Source organism: Paenibacillus endoradicis, from assembly GCF_024721975.1.
The window spans coordinates 192,519-207,146 of the sequence record NZ_JANQBB010000007.1 but is presented as its reverse complement, the minus strand read 5'-3'; the positions used below and the strand labels follow the sequence as shown (position 1 = coordinate 207,146).

Here is a 14,628-nt window from a genome sequence, read left to right as displayed (position 1 = left end):
GTGGTTGGTACACGAGCAACGTAGGCTTTCGATGAATGGCAGCTTCGACGCCGATTAAGCTACAGTGCGTTACTTCGTGATCACAAGCGACTGTTTTTGAACTACCTCTTCCAATAAAAGTTCATAACAGTCGCTTGTCAGCATCAAGAAAGTGCCATGAAGCTAGGAAACGAGTAGCGGAGTGTACGTTAGTGGTACACGAGCAACTTAGGCTTCCGATGAATGGCAGCTTCGACGCCGATTAAGCTACAGTGCGTTATTTCGTGATCACAAGCGACTGTTTTGAGCTACCTCTTCCAATAAAAGTTCATAACAGTCGCTTGTCAGCATCAAGAAAGTGCCATGAAGCTAGGAAACGAGTAGCGGAGTGTACGTTAGTGGTACACGAGCAACTTAGGCTTCCGATGAATGGCAGCTTCGACGCCGATTAAGCTACAGTGCGTTACTTCGTGATCACAAGCAACTGGTTTTGAACTACCTCTTATATATATGTGCTTTATAGCGTATAATAAAGTCTTATGCACGTCATGGAAAAGGATGCGACGACTTTCAATATGATTACACAATATATATACACGTATGGATATAGAGTTGAAGAAGTGGAATTATGTCAACTTGAGATGCGTTCTCTGTTCGGCAAACAATCTGAAACTGGTGTTTTGATGAGTGATATTTGCATCAACCCAGACCGTAGTCCATTTATGCGAGAACGGCTTGAAGTTCTCTATGAAGGAAATACACTCGAAGATATTTATGAACAAGTTACACAAATCGTGCTAGGCGATCAAACCTTCAAAGTCATCTTCATGAAAATGAATGATTTATCCGCTGCGGATAAAATCGAATATGATGACCAACGCAACATTGAGCGTAAATTAGGCTTGATTATTGAAGGCGACGCTGATGTTCGTCAGCCTGACCAAACATTTGGTATTCTAACTTTAGGCGGTCGTTGGTACTTCGGATACTATATTAAAAGTAAAGCGATCTGGCTGTCCCATATGAAAAAGCCAAAGAGCTACTCGATTGCACTAAGTACTCGCGTTGCCAGAGCTATCGTTAATATTGCCATTCCTGATCCTGCTGGAGTGAAAGCAATTGATCCTTGCTGCGGTATTGGTACTGTGCTCGTTGAAGCTTTATCTATGGATATTGATATGGTCGGTAGAGATATCAATCACTTTGTCGTACAAGGTACTCGTGAAAATTTGATTCATTTCAATTATGAATCTTCTGTGGAATGTGGAGATATCGCAGAGGTAACGGAACATTATGATGTAGCTATTATAGATTTGCCATATAACCATTTTTCTCATACTACACCAGAAGCGCAAGTAGCTCTCATACAGCATGCTCGTCGTATTGCAGACAAGGCGATTATTGTAACTGTAGGTAATATCGATGACCTACTTGCCGATGTTGGCTTTACAATACTTGATCGTTGTACAACGAGAAAAAGTAACTTTATTAGACAAATCATTGTTTGTCAGTAGCTAAAACTTTGAATCGTAACCTATAATCAAATATGTCTACAAAGCAAAAGACACCTGATAAGGTGTCTTTTTACATAATATCATTAAACCAAATGGTTCAAATTAATCTATTCTTTTGATTGGCTAGGGCTAGTATTTTCAACAACTGGTAACAGTTTTTCGCCTTTTACCATTGCAGATTTACATTGTGGACACACTGGAGTTGTTGAGAAAGCAAAATTATCCCGCATCCATCCCATACAATTCTCATTTGAACAAGCCCAAATCACTGTCAATTCAGTTACTACGTCTTCAAGCGGCTTCTTACGAGAGTTATACATATGCATCCTACCTTCTATTCTGAAATTATTGGTACAAAATAATAATTGCCCCGATTAATTAAAATCGGGACAACATCGTTTGTATTAAAGTTTTACTACGTTTTCAGCTTGAGGACCACGGTTACCTTGAGTAATGTTGAACTCAACGCGTTGACCTTCATCTAGTGATTTGTAGCCATCTCCAACGATTGCGCTGAAATGTACGAATACGTCACTTCCGCCTTCAACCTCGATAAAGCCAAATCCTTTTTCACCATTAAACCATTTTACTGTTCCTGTTTCCATATTCAATACCATCCTTTTCTCAAAACCACCTAAAATATCATTAAGTAATTCATTTCCAGCTTAGCTTTCTAAGTAAGATTACTTTGCTATGAAGATGAACCCATTAGGTCGCTCTTAATCAAATTTTATTATAACACACTTTTCAAATAATAACAGCTATTCAAAAAAATATTTTTTCAAAGGTGTTTTTGAACGATCAAATAGCGTTTTAGACAAGCTGTTATCATCTAATAATATAAGTATGCTGAAGCAATTAATACTATGCTTTTTGTTTTTCACTTTCATAATAATATGTATACAGTATATGAACGGTCACTTATAAGAACTTATTAACTTGAGCATCATAACCTCAGCATTATACAATATAGATGAAAGCATTGACCAAAGAATATATCGAGCTAATGATATATTCACATAAAGGAGAACATTATGACTACGAATACACCGAAGCTCAACCGAGATTATATATTAGAATGGCTTGAACAGTTATTGAATATACCAAGTCCTAGCGGTTACTGCATGAAGATTATGAAATTGATTCAACAAGAAGTGAAGCGATTGAAATTTCAGATCGAACTAACCCCAAAAGGCAATGCTATTATTACTATTCCTGGTCAAGATAACGATCATGTCCTTGCACTATCTGGACATGTTGATACTTTAGGAGCAATGGTCAGATCGATAAAACCGAATGGAATGTTACGATTTACTCCTATTGGTGGATACGCGATGCAAACTGTAGAAGGTGAATACTGCCTCATTCATACAAGAGACGGAAGAACATATGAAGGAACGGTACTGTCTACTAAGCCTTCTGTTCACGTATATTCCGATGCTCGTGATTGGAAGCGTGAGGAAGCTAATATGGAAGTGAGAATAGATGAACTTGTTAATAGCAAAGAAGAGACTGAGAATCTTGGCATTAGCGTAGGTGATTTTATCTCTTGGGATGCACGTGCGCGGTTACTACCGAATGGATGGGTTAAGTCTCGACATTTGGATGATAAGGCTAGCGTCGCTGCTTTGCTTGGCATTCTTGAATGGATTCATCGCAATGATATTACGCCAACACGTACTGTAAAAATCATTCTATCTACTTATGAAGAGGTAGGACATGGAACAGCTCATATTCCAGCTGATATTACCGAAATGATTGCTGTTGATATGGGAGCTCTTGGCGATGATCTATCTGCTACAGAATGCGATGTATCAATTTGTGCGAAGGACTCGTCAGGCCCTTATGATTATAATATGACAACACGTCTTATTGAACTAGCAAAGCGTGAGCAACTTGCTTATGCAGTTGATATTTATCCTCACTATGGTTCAGATGCCTCTGCTGCTCTTCGTGGCGGAAATAATATTCGAGCCGCGCTGATTGGTCCTGGTGTGCATGCTTCTCATGGTATGGAGCGTACACATGCAGATGCTATTGTTAATACAGCAGCATTACTTATCGCTTATATGATGGAGCCTTGGACAGCATAATACAATATGTTACGATCATCTAGATAATCACCTTTGATAATAGACTAACAAGATGCTCATAAGAAAATAGAGGTGAAATATCATTAACATTATTAAATGTGTAGATTCATATCCAATGGAGTTATTACTGCTCGCCGATCCGTCTGAGACTCTCGTCAAAGAGTACCTTACTAGAGGTGAAAGTTATGTATTAGTCGATAATGATGAAGTAATCGGCGTCTATGTTCTACTCCCAACCAGACCTGACACTTGTGAACTTGTAAATGTGGCTGTTGCTGAACCATTTCAAGGTAGAGGATTCGGAAAACAATTAATTTTACATGCCATTCAAGTGGCAAGGGAACAAGGATACACGATAATGGAAGTTGGAACAGGCAACTCCAGCATTAATCAGATTGCCCTGTATCAGAAATGCGGGTTCAGAATGTCGTATATAGATCGTAATTTCTTCATAAGAAACTACGATCATCCTATATTTGAGAATGGTTTACTCTGTATTGACATGGTGCGATTCTCATTAGATTTATAATTAAAAGCCCCATCAATGATGAGTTTCGTCTCATCATTGATGGGGCCTTTCTAATTAAGCCAATTGACATTCACTTACCGATTTGAGTAGCTTACTCGTTGTAACGATATAATTGGATAGTAGGTTGATCGGATTGATCTGGCTGATCAGCTTTCACTTCCAAGCCATCTACATATCCGCTAACTAGAAGACGTTTCGCTTCATATGAATTCATATCTAGTTGGACTAATTCGGTGTGCTGACTATAATCTGTTTCTTCAAGTGTGCGAAGTGGATGATATCGATCTTCATAATTACTATGAAGGATGAAATATATCGTATTTCCGTAGCGGTGAATATTTCCGATATCACTGTAGTTTTGTTGAAATATCGTACTCACTACACTAGTATTCAAATCAATACTAATAATTCGATATCCTTGTACTAGATAAATTACTCCCTTGACTTCATCAAGAACGTACGAATTTTCTCCATCTGGGCTACGGTCATATATTCCATCAGGCTCGATACGTGGATATTTAATAATACCTAACCATTGCCCTTGGCGATCAAATCGCTCTAAGCGGGTATCCAGCATCAGTAAAATCTCGTCTCCATAAGGAATAATCCGTTCTGTCCCTCTTGCATTCACATCATTTCCTATATAGAATGAACGATACCGTTGCTTCTGTTCATTATATTGATACATATAACCATTAAGAATATACCATGTTAAACCAGTCTTTTTATCCTCCATATATTGCATCGGACTAAAATATTCTACTTCCACCCAATTTTTATCTGCGGAAGACGCGCATTCAATGGCCCTCTTATCAATAAGATTAAAATCCTTATCTACAGTGTACTTCCATGTCGGTGATGTGACATGCAATTGATCACCTTGAAGCGATAAATGATTTGGCAGATGCATAGCTAATTCTTGCTCCACTTCTAATTTATCATTTACCATAATAATTCTTGAAGCTTCCGTATCAGTGAAAATCCACTTACCATTCATCCTCAAGAAATCTTTAACTCCATATCCTTCGAAACCTTCACCTATGCGCGTCGTCATCGTAATTGGCAATGTCCCAATTTCAACTAATGTATCATCGTTATATTGATATAGTTTTCGATCTACAATAACGTGCCACAGACCATCTAACTTCCGATACGTTTTTGCAAAGGAATAATCTACTTCCTCATATAACGCATCAATAGCTCGATCTAGCTCTTCCGGTACCACCTCATTCGTATTTACACCGATTGAATCCAGTTCAAGTATAGGATGAGTTTCATATACAACATCCTTAGAAAATCTATCTACACTGTCTATCTTATAATCAGTTAACGCTGTAGTTAGTAGCGATTGAAAATCTGCATTTTGCGTATGAACTAAATCATAAAGTGAAAGATATCGTGTTTCACCTTCTACTTCGTATCGAGCAAGCGATCCCTCTGAACCAATTAACGTCGCTCCATTAGTTGAAAACTTTTGGTATTGTGATTCATTATCCATAAGATCATAGCCATTATTGAACATAACTATCTCAATTTGTTGATCTGAGATCAGAGCGAACGTACTAGAATTAATCGCAATCCATTCTCCAGTTAACAATCGAGAATCTGCTGGGAGATTTGATGTAAAACCATGATTCAAAAACGAAAATCGTTCGTCTCCCGCTTCATTACGAAAATGTCCTAATACTAATTCCATCCCATCTACAAATTTCATTAATTTCGCATCGATCATGTCATATCCAACATATCTCTTAACTAGTTCATACGGCTGCTCTGTATATACGATGCTGCCTATATCATCAATAAATACATAAGCTTTCACATCATTACCCATATCAATGATCTTTTCACTAATAAATGGCTGTAATTTGTCAGATAAAGCCTGCCTGGGTAGGGCAACCGTATCATATAATCCTTGATTAATAACCTGCCAAGTATACGTCGACGATTGGTAGACCATCTCACTCACAGATTCTCCACCATTTCTAAACTGAACAAAAAATAAATTAGGTTGTTTGACTAAACTAATCGACAGCATTTCTTCTAGTCCAAAGTGAAAATTTTCCTCTGCACTTACTGTTGGCTCAGAACCAAGCTTCACCGTCATCCAACTCCCACGATGTCCTTCTTGCTCTGAATCTGCTTCGATCAATTGTGCCCCAAAGAGAATATACTCGCCATTAATCCAAGCTTGTGCTTTGTATCCTTGAGCCCATGTGTAAAGTTCTTTACTAGTTAATCCACCGTCAGAGCTATAGTATAGGTGAAGATTTTCTACATATAGCTTTGATTGATCTTCCTCCCATATAACAATGGCTTCTTGTACATCCGTATTAAACTCACGACTCATAGACTTTGAAATTATTGGATCATTATGTGGATCTACTATCGCTGGATGTTCTACCGGGTCTGTATTTCTGTTAAGTAAATAAAGCAAACCAATGGTAACAACAATAATAAGACCAATCACTATTGTAATAATTAATTTCTTGTTAATTCCCATTCCAGTTATCCCCTTTTACCGTCATAACGCTCTCCTCTATATGACGAAAATAACTGGAAATTGTTGCTAGTTATATGAATAATATTTTTTTGAGTTTTATGTTTGTCGAGTGGATCAATAGAGCTTCAAGTAATACAACAAATCAAATAATTCAGTTAGAAATTTAGTGTAGCTAAATCTTTTGTTGCGCTCACTTGCTCCTAACATACGCTGTATAAGCTCCCATTTTTCTTGCTTAGAGGCACTTTCTATTCTATTTTCATTTTCTTTAATGAGCTGTAACTGTTCCGAATGCCTACTCATTAGCTCTTCATAGGTAATATCCATATGTTCTACGACAGGCTCTGTATTCACGATTATAGAATGTTTGCTTTTATAACGTTTATTCGATTTCTTCACGGTTTGCTCTGGTCTTGTCATGGATAACTCATATTCAAATTGCTTTTCTAATTTGTTCAGTTGTATATAAGAAAGCGGTAAATCTAACTCTAATTGCTCCATCATTTCCCTAGATAGATCAAGATCAAAATATTCTTCAGGTAATTTCCACCATTGCTCATACTTACTTAATATATCATCACGTTCAAGGTCTATAGTATGGAAACCACTCTTAATATCCTTAATTAAATCTGCCGAAAGCATAGTATAATTTTCTAGACATGTTTCTCCAAGACGGTATGTTTTATTCTCTTTTCTATGATGAATGACATAGCAAAACCGAAGTGGTTTGCCACATTCACATTGGTAAGGTCGATTTCCATATCCTCCATCAAGAACTTCAGCTAGTTCCCAATCATCTAACTTGTCCCATATTTCATCAGATGTCATATCCCCGTCTAACACAATACCCTTTTTCGTTGCTAACTGTTCCAACCATTTACTTTTTTTGCTTTGTGTTAGATATGTATTGAGAAACAAACGTTGCTTGCCATCTAATAATTCAAACAAACGATTTACTTCTTTCTCAGTTAATGGGATTGCCATAGAACTCCCTCCAACTATTCAACATTTTTTACGACTAGAGTGTATCATATTTACCTTTATCTCAACACTGATAAATTAACAGTATTAATAAAAAACGCAATTTTTCATGTCGCAATACAATTTTCTTATCATAATACAAAAAGAAGTTACACATAGTGCAACTCCTTTTCATTACTTATTACAACATGTAGACCTCTAGCTATAGAAACTATAGCTACATTTAACACATCGAGCTTTTATCTTTATTGAAAGTGGACAATTATCTAGCGTGTTCTTCTTCACTTACATTTCTGAAGAACTTAATGGAGTAAATTGCACAAAGCCCTACAATGACGTAGATCACTCGAGAGAAACCATGACCAAAGATGCCCTCAACTAAGTTATAGTTAAAGAGACCAACCAACAGCCAATTAATACCTCCCACAATCAATAGTAAAAGCGCCACAATATTTAGTGTTTTCATTCTTAACAGCTCCTCAATCATAATGGTACTATTAAGAAATTTCCCTATTTTGATATGAATTATGCATGTGAGGATAAAACTTATATATTTATTATCTCTTCAATTCCATATTTCTAAGAAGATAACCCAACAGATTGTTCCAAATATTGATTATCCTCCACTGCCTTTAACATAAATACCGCTACATCTGCCCTCGCGATGCTATATCCTTTAGGTGATCCTCCATGAAGCACTTCATTATAAGAACCTAACAAAGGACCATTCGTTAAACTCATCGGTCGTGCTATTGTCCAATGCAGCTTACTTGCAACCAATGATTCATATACTTTTGTATGATCCGCTAACACTTTACGAAGTACGAACGTAATCAATTTGCCCATTATACCTTTTAGTTCTTTATGAATACCCGCAGAGGCACAATATACAATTCGATCGATATTATGTTGTTTCATTCCTTCAATTAAATGCTTCGTAACAGTAGACATAAGCGTAGTCGTTCCAAGATTTTTCCCACCTACAGTACAGATAACAGCATCATGACCTTCCATTGCAGTAATGACGCTGTTTTTGTCTAACCCATCACCTTGTACAATATGTAAATGAGCATGTTCCATTACTAATTTCGATGGATCACGTACAAATGCAGTTACCTCATATCCCTTATCTAAAGCCTGCTTCACTACCTCCTTACCAACACCACCTGTAGCCCCAATTACAAATAGCTTCATTCCCATACCTTCTTTCCCCTTTTCCGCTACCCTATTACTTATTCAGAAGTTCTATCTTATAACTATAAACTTTATTATGAGTCAATGGAAATTCCATATATCATCATTCCATTAAATATGAACATCCTCTTAACAAATATCTATACAAAAGTTATACAAATATTATACTATATAGTTACAACATCATTTTCCTATATATAAATGAATGAAATGACTGCATGAGAGAGGTGTTTCCATGGAACTTATTAATCACCGCACGTTTTACCATATGATCTTAACTGGAGCGCAGCAGATTATAGGCAAGGAAAGAGAATTGAATAAAATTAACGTATTCCCTGTCGCTGATGGTGATACCGGAAGTAATCTTGCATATTTAATGAGGATGATTGTACGTGAGACCAAATGGACTGAGCCATCTACTGAGATGTTAATTAAAATGAAAACAGCTTGTCTACGTGGCTCACGAGGAAATTCGGGAATGATTTTCTCACAGTTTATTATTTCAATGTGTGATTTTCTAAGCAAACATAAAGAAATTAAAACGGAGCAATTTATAGAAATGTGCGAGTATTCAGTAGCTAGATCATACTACTCCGTCAATGAACCACAAGAAGGAACCGTACTTACTGTTATGAAAGATTGGGTCAATGTCATGAAGGACAATAATAGCCAGTCTTCTGGTATTCTAGACGTGATGCAAGATTCGTTCTCAGAAGTGTGCGTGTCACTCGAAAATACGAAGAACCAATTACCAGTTCTACAGCAACATAACGTTGTCGATGCCGGAGCAAAGGGTTTTGTACATTTTTTGCAAGGCTTAATCGACTCCATGAAAACAGGACATCATCATAACATATCTACTGATGGTGAAAATGCGGAATGGAATTCCTTAGATGATCTTACTAAATATTCGACTGTTGTTGAAAAACATACATTTTCAGATACAGACCATATCGAAAATCGTTATTGTTCTGAGTTTTTATTCGATGTAAATACAAATTTAACCGAAATAAAACAGCAATTATCTTCACTCGGTGATTCATTTATTGTCGTTGGGGATCAAAATCAAGGTAAAGTACATATTCATACGAATACTCCAGAACGTGTTGCTGAAGTAATCAATGAAAATGGCTCTATCATTTATCAAAAAGTTGAGGATATGCAACGTCAGCATGAAACGCTCTATCAACGAAAATCATCAATTGCTATCGTTGTCGATTCTGCTTGCGATATTCCACAAGATTTGTTGGATAAGTATCAAATTCATATGTTGCCTTTACATCTACAACTTGGAAACTCAACATACTTAGACAAAGTTACATTGAAACCCGAAACATTCTATAATAAGCTCGAAAAAGTAACAGAGCAACCGAAAACATCACAGCCTACACAAGAATCAATTGCGAATCTCTACATCCAATTATTAAATAATTATGATCATATTATCTCTATTCATCTTTCAAAAGAATTAAGCGGTACTTTTGAGGCTTGTCGTTCTGCAGCTGAGCAAATTGACGCTACCAGAGTTCATGTTGTGAATTCACGTACGTTGTCGGGTGCATATGGATTACTTGTACAAAAAACCGCCCAATCCATTGAAAAAGGGAATTCTATCGATGAGATAAAAACATCGTTATCAACATGGATTCCAACATCAGAAATTTTAGTCAGTGTTCCAACTTTGAAACATATGATTCGCGGAGGTAGAGTTAGTCCGCTACAAGGGAAAATAGCAAGATGGTTAGATATGAAGCCTATTGTATCGATCGATCAAGAAGGTAAATCGCTATTATACGGAAAAACATTTTTCAAGCGTTCTAGTCTAGAAAAATTACTTCAATTCACTCAAAAAATTAATGCAATTAACAAAATCGAGAGCTACGCTATTCTTCATGCAGATTCAATCCAAGATAGCTCTTTATGTGAAAAAGAAATGATCCGTATTACTGGTCAAAAGCCACAGTATGTAACAAGTGTTTCAGCTGTTATAGGTTTGAATGCTGGTAAAGGCGCAGTCAGTGTTGCTATGTTACTTAGCGACGCTAATCAAAGGGGGAATTAATATATGTGGTCATTGTATGGAATTAGTGGGTTAGCTATTTTTATTTTTATGGTAATATTGTTTCTAGTTGCACAATTAAAAAAAGATAATTCTATTGTCGATATTGGATGGGGATTAGGATTTGTTATTGTTGCCTTCTCAACTTTCTTCTATCAAAAAGGATATGATGCTAGACAATTACTTGTTTTAGCATTAGTCAGTCTTTGGGGTATTCGATTAGCAGTATATATATTAATTCGTGCTATTGGGCAAGGCGAAGACTTCCGTTATGTTAATTTCCGTAAAGCATGGGGTAAAAATGTAGTTATTATTGCATTTTTCCGTGTATTTATGATGCAAGGCTTTATTATGTTATTATTAGCTTATCCTATTATTCGTGTAAGTGCAGAGCAAAGTAATGGTTTGGATCTAGCCGCTTATATTGGATTAGCAATATGGATTGTCGGATATTTGTTCCAAGTTATTGGAGATGCTCAACTAAAATCATTTAAGAAGAAACGTAAAAGTAAAGAAGATGTTCTTACCTCTGGTCTATGGCGCTATACTCGCCATCCGAATTACTTTGGTGAAGCGACGATGTGGTGGGGAATTGCAGTTATATTACTTCCTTTGCAATGGGGCTTTGTATCTTTGATCAGCGCTTTACTTATTAATCTACTATTACTAAAAGTTTCTGGTGTACCGTTTCTAGATAAGCGTTACGCAAACAATGCAGCTTATCAGCAATACAAACTAGAAACCAATAACTTCATTCCTTGGTTCCCAAAATTAAAATAAGTTGTAATTAATCGATTGAGGGTGATAACAATTTACAACATCAAAATGGTTTCAAAACTATTAGGTTTATCACCTATAACCATTCGGGCATGGGAAACTCGATATCAAGTCATCCAACCACAAAGAAGTGAGGGTGGACATCGTCTTTATTCCGATAAAGATGTTGAAGATCTACGCTGGTTGCTCATTCAAACAAAAGAAAAAGGGCTCAGTATCAGTCATGCATCTCAATTGCTACTGAAACAAAACCAAGCAAGCTCTACTCCTTCTGCTACATTACCAGATGAAGAGCCTAGATCAACTTATATCAGTGTGCAGAACGATTTATATCATTCCTTATTAAATATGGATATTGAAAAATCTGAACATATAGTCGATATTGGATTTTCACTGTATCCACTAGATGAGATGATTCATAAAGTATTAGTTCCGCTTATGATTCGCGTTGGCGATGAATGGGAACAAGGACTAATTTCTGTTGCACAAGAACATATGGTTAGCGAATTTGTAAAGCAACGTTATATTCAGTTTTTCAGATTATTTCAACGTAATCCATCGCTACCAAAAGTAATTGCACTATGCCCTGCAGGTGAACGTCATGAAGTTGGCTTATTGTTATTCTCACTGTTTCTTCGCCGCAAAGGACTAGACGTTATCTATCTAGGGGCAGATACTCCTGTTGATGGTATTGGAGAAATGCTTATTCGTAGTGATGCGAATTGGTTATGTTTAACGTTAACAGATCCTAAACGATTAGATGATACTGTGAAATATATCGAGCATGTCCTTTCTATTCGACCTCAAGTTAAAATCATACTTGGCGGAAAAGGTTTTACTGCGTTAGATAGCAATCACCCGTATCAGAAGTTTTTAATTGGCGAGCACAATGAAGAGTGGGAACATTGGTATCAGCAACAATTAGTACATGTATAAATTTCACTTCATGTTTCCCTTCAATAATCTAGTACTAGCATTAACCTAGTAATTTCGAAAACCGGCATGCAAATTGACAATCAATCTGCATGCCGGTTTTATAGTTGTACACTACTCACAATATTTCCTTACCAATACGTTAGTTGTTCATGCTCACTTCAGCATCTTCCATAAGCCACTGTACAAAATCAGTACGATTTCCCTCGCTTACACCATGATCAGAAGGATAGATATTGAAAGTAACCTTTGACGTCTTCTTCTGGAAATACTCCGCTGTTTCATATCCGATTTGAATAGGGAATACAGAGTCGTATTCACCATGTGAGATAAACATTGAGACATCCTCTATGCTTTGTAACGAATACTCTGCCTTCACAAAATGTGGAACATATCCGTTTAGTGCCACGATACCTCTCAATTGATCTCCCATCGTAAGAGCAAGCGACATAGATAATATCGCCCCCTGGCTAAAACCAAGTAAGTATCGCTTATTAGCATCGATTGGATATTTCTCTGTAGCATATCTAATGAACGATTCCAAATTTTGTATCGCCAGATCAAACATTTCTCGAATAGGATTACCAAGACTTTTTAATTCATAGAATTGAAACCCCATACCCAACCTAAGATTGCCTCTTATACCAACAATAATGAACTGCTCATTCAACGGTTCTACCAATTGAAACATATTTTTCTCATCAGAGCCTTTTCCATGTAGCGTGAAAATCGTTGGATATTTCTGATTTGGATCATAATTAGCAGGAAGATGAATGTCATATTGATAAGCAGATTTCATATGAAAGCTCCTTTTCACTTCATTTATACGTTACGCTTTTTGAAAATAAGATGATCAAGCGATAATGGCGTCGTCTCTGCGACAACCAAATAGATAGAAACCAATATAAATGCTAGGTCTAATTCATACCCTGCCATTCCATCTGTACCAAGCAATCCCATTGAAAATTTCATAGTTGCTATTGCACCAATTAACATGATTGTAAATAAAACTGATACATAACGAGTAAATAGTCCTACAATTAGTAATACTCCTCCAACTAGCTCAAGCGGCCCCGCAATATAAGCTAAAATCCCTGGAACACCCATAGAACTGAACCAAGCATCCACATTACTTAAACCCATTTGTAACTTAGATATTCCATGTGCCAAAAATAATATACCCAATACTACACGCATTATTGTTGATATTGTTGTTGTTCTTGTCATCGTTTATTTCTCCACCCTATACAATTAATATTTCATCTCATTTCGATTGATAATTTCGAAGATGAGCTCCTCTTCGAACTAAATTATTACCAATAGAAATATAATGTTTGTATAGTTAATTTATCGTACAATAAACTAGCTTGTCAACAAAAATATTGTTATTATTAATTTATAATGCGTATTACTTATATTTTGAGGAGGAAATGAAATGGACATCGGCTCTACGATACGAGCAATTCGGAAACGAAAAAATATGACCATTGCTCAAATCTGTGAAGAAACAGGATTGTCACAAGGATTTATGAGCCAATTAGAAACTAATAAAACATCACCGTCTATATCTACCTTAGAAAGCATTGCTAATACATTGAACGTGCCATTAGCTTACTTATTATTGAAAAATGAAGATCGTATGCAAATTGTGAGAAAAGAAAATAGAATGATCACGAGTAGTGGTAGCGATAAATTAAAAGTTGAACATTTAAGCTCTACCAAAAAGGTAAAAATGATGATTGTTGAGTTGCCTCCAGGCTCTTCTACAGGTCAAGATCCCCATGCACATGAAGGTGAAGAAGTACACGTAGTCATTAAAGGCAAGATCTTTGCTAAGCAAGGCGAAGACGAAGCAGAATTTACAGAGGGTGACTCATTCAGCTGGAACGCTTGTACACCTCATATGGTGAAAAACATTGGTGATGAGACAGCGACGATACTTATTACCGTCTATACAGAATCTTAGCTATCAATATCTTTCATCTTCTACAGTGCGGAATGCTGTAAATATAACAATAACCCCATCTGCATCGAGATGAGGTTATTGTTGTCTTTAGAAAAACTAT

General features: G+C 36.5%; 15 protein-coding genes. 7 read left to right on the top strand and 8 right to left on the bottom strand.

Annotation, left to right across the window (positions count from 1 at the left end; all coding sequences use genetic code 11):
• Positions 1-554 precede the first annotated feature (554 nt).
• Complete coding sequence (locus NV377_RS21270) at positions 555-1,493, top strand: TRM11 family SAM-dependent methyltransferase (RefSeq protein ID WP_258202812.1); 939 nt, start codon at positions 555-557, stop codon at positions 1,491-1,493.
• A gap of 107 nt (positions 1,494-1,600) precedes the next feature.
• Here NV377_RS21270 and NV377_RS21265 read toward each other — a convergent pair whose 3' ends face one another.
• Positions 1,601-1,813: a cold-shock protein gene (locus tag NV377_RS21265; protein WP_258202811.1), complete on the bottom strand. Its 213-nt coding sequence runs from the start codon at positions 1,811-1,813 to the stop codon at positions 1,601-1,603.
• 84 nt (positions 1,814-1,897) lie between these two features.
• On the bottom strand, positions 1,898-2,098 hold the full coding sequence (locus NV377_RS21260; protein ID WP_258202810.1) for a cold-shock protein: 201 nt from the start codon (positions 2,096-2,098) through the stop codon (positions 1,898-1,900).
• A 429-nt stretch (positions 2,099-2,527) separates the two neighbouring features.
• Between NV377_RS21260 and NV377_RS21255 the strand changes: the two genes are divergently transcribed.
• Together NV377_RS21255 and NV377_RS21250 are read left to right on the top strand one after the other, a co-directional pair.
• Positions 2,528-3,586 (top strand): M42 family metallopeptidase, encoded by a 1,059-nt coding sequence (locus NV377_RS21255; protein ID WP_258202809.1) that lies wholly within the window; start codon positions 2,528-2,530, stop codon positions 3,584-3,586.
• A 115-nt stretch (positions 3,587-3,701) separates the two neighbouring features.
• Positions 3,702-4,115 (top strand): GNAT family N-acetyltransferase, encoded by a 414-nt coding sequence (locus NV377_RS21250; protein WP_258202808.1) that lies wholly within the window; start codon positions 3,702-3,704, stop codon positions 4,113-4,115.
• A 91-nt stretch (positions 4,116-4,206) separates the two neighbouring features.
• Here NV377_RS21250 and NV377_RS21245 read toward each other — a convergent pair whose 3' ends face one another.
• The 4 genes from NV377_RS21245 to NV377_RS21230 form a co-directional block, all read right to left on the bottom strand.
• On the bottom strand, positions 4,207-6,618 hold the full coding sequence (locus NV377_RS21245; RefSeq protein WP_258202807.1) for a hypothetical protein: 2,412 nt from the start codon (positions 6,616-6,618) through the stop codon (positions 4,207-4,209).
• Between the two features lie 114 nt (positions 6,619-6,732).
• Positions 6,733-7,602: a hypothetical protein gene (locus NV377_RS21240; protein ID WP_258202806.1), complete on the bottom strand. Its 870-nt coding sequence runs from the start codon at positions 7,600-7,602 to the stop codon at positions 6,733-6,735.
• A gap of 259 nt (positions 7,603-7,861) precedes the next feature.
• Positions 7,862-8,065 carry a DUF378 domain-containing protein gene (locus tag NV377_RS21235; RefSeq protein ID WP_258202805.1) on the bottom strand — a complete coding sequence of 68 codons (204 nt, stop codon included), beginning with the start codon at positions 8,063-8,065 and terminating at the stop codon, positions 7,862-7,864.
• A gap of 113 nt (positions 8,066-8,178) precedes the next feature.
• Positions 8,179-8,799 (bottom strand): NAD(P)-dependent oxidoreductase, encoded by a 621-nt coding sequence (locus NV377_RS21230; protein WP_258202804.1) that lies wholly within the window; start codon positions 8,797-8,799, stop codon positions 8,179-8,181.
• A gap of 229 nt (positions 8,800-9,028) precedes the next feature.
• Between NV377_RS21230 and NV377_RS21225 the strand changes: the two genes are divergently transcribed.
• From NV377_RS21225 to NV377_RS21215, 3 genes are read left to right on the top strand one after another with little or no spacing between them, the layout of a single operon-like run.
• Complete coding sequence (locus NV377_RS21225; protein ID WP_258202803.1) at positions 9,029-10,855, top strand: DegV family protein; 1,827 nt, start codon at positions 9,029-9,031, stop codon at positions 10,853-10,855.
• Between the two features lie 3 nt (positions 10,856-10,858).
• Positions 10,859-11,632 (top strand): DUF1295 domain-containing protein, encoded by a 774-nt coding sequence (locus NV377_RS21220; protein ID WP_258202802.1) that lies wholly within the window; start codon positions 10,859-10,861, stop codon positions 11,630-11,632.
• Between the two features lie 21 nt (positions 11,633-11,653).
• Positions 11,654-12,565 carry a MerR family transcriptional regulator gene (locus NV377_RS21215; RefSeq protein ID WP_258202801.1) on the top strand — a complete coding sequence of 304 codons (912 nt, stop codon included), beginning with the start codon at positions 11,654-11,656 and terminating at the stop codon, positions 12,563-12,565.
• 139 nt (positions 12,566-12,704) lie between these two features.
• On the opposite strand, the gene NV377_RS21210 is transcribed toward NV377_RS21215, so the two are convergent.
• Together NV377_RS21210 and NV377_RS21205 are read right to left on the bottom strand one after the other, a co-directional pair.
• Entirely contained in the window at positions 12,705-13,361 is a 657-nt protein-coding gene (locus NV377_RS21210; RefSeq protein WP_258202800.1) for an alpha/beta hydrolase, read from the bottom strand.
• A gap of 23 nt (positions 13,362-13,384) precedes the next feature.
• Positions 13,385-13,789, bottom strand: coding sequence for a DoxX family protein (locus tag NV377_RS21205; protein ID WP_258202799.1), 405 nt, complete (start codon positions 13,787-13,789; stop codon positions 13,385-13,387).
• A gap of 208 nt (positions 13,790-13,997) precedes the next feature.
• Between NV377_RS21205 and NV377_RS21200 the strand changes: the two genes are divergently transcribed.
• Positions 13,998-14,528: a helix-turn-helix domain-containing protein gene (locus tag NV377_RS21200; protein WP_258202798.1), complete on the top strand. Its 531-nt coding sequence runs from the start codon at positions 13,998-14,000 to the stop codon at positions 14,526-14,528.
• Positions 14,529-14,628: the final 100 nt, after the last annotated feature.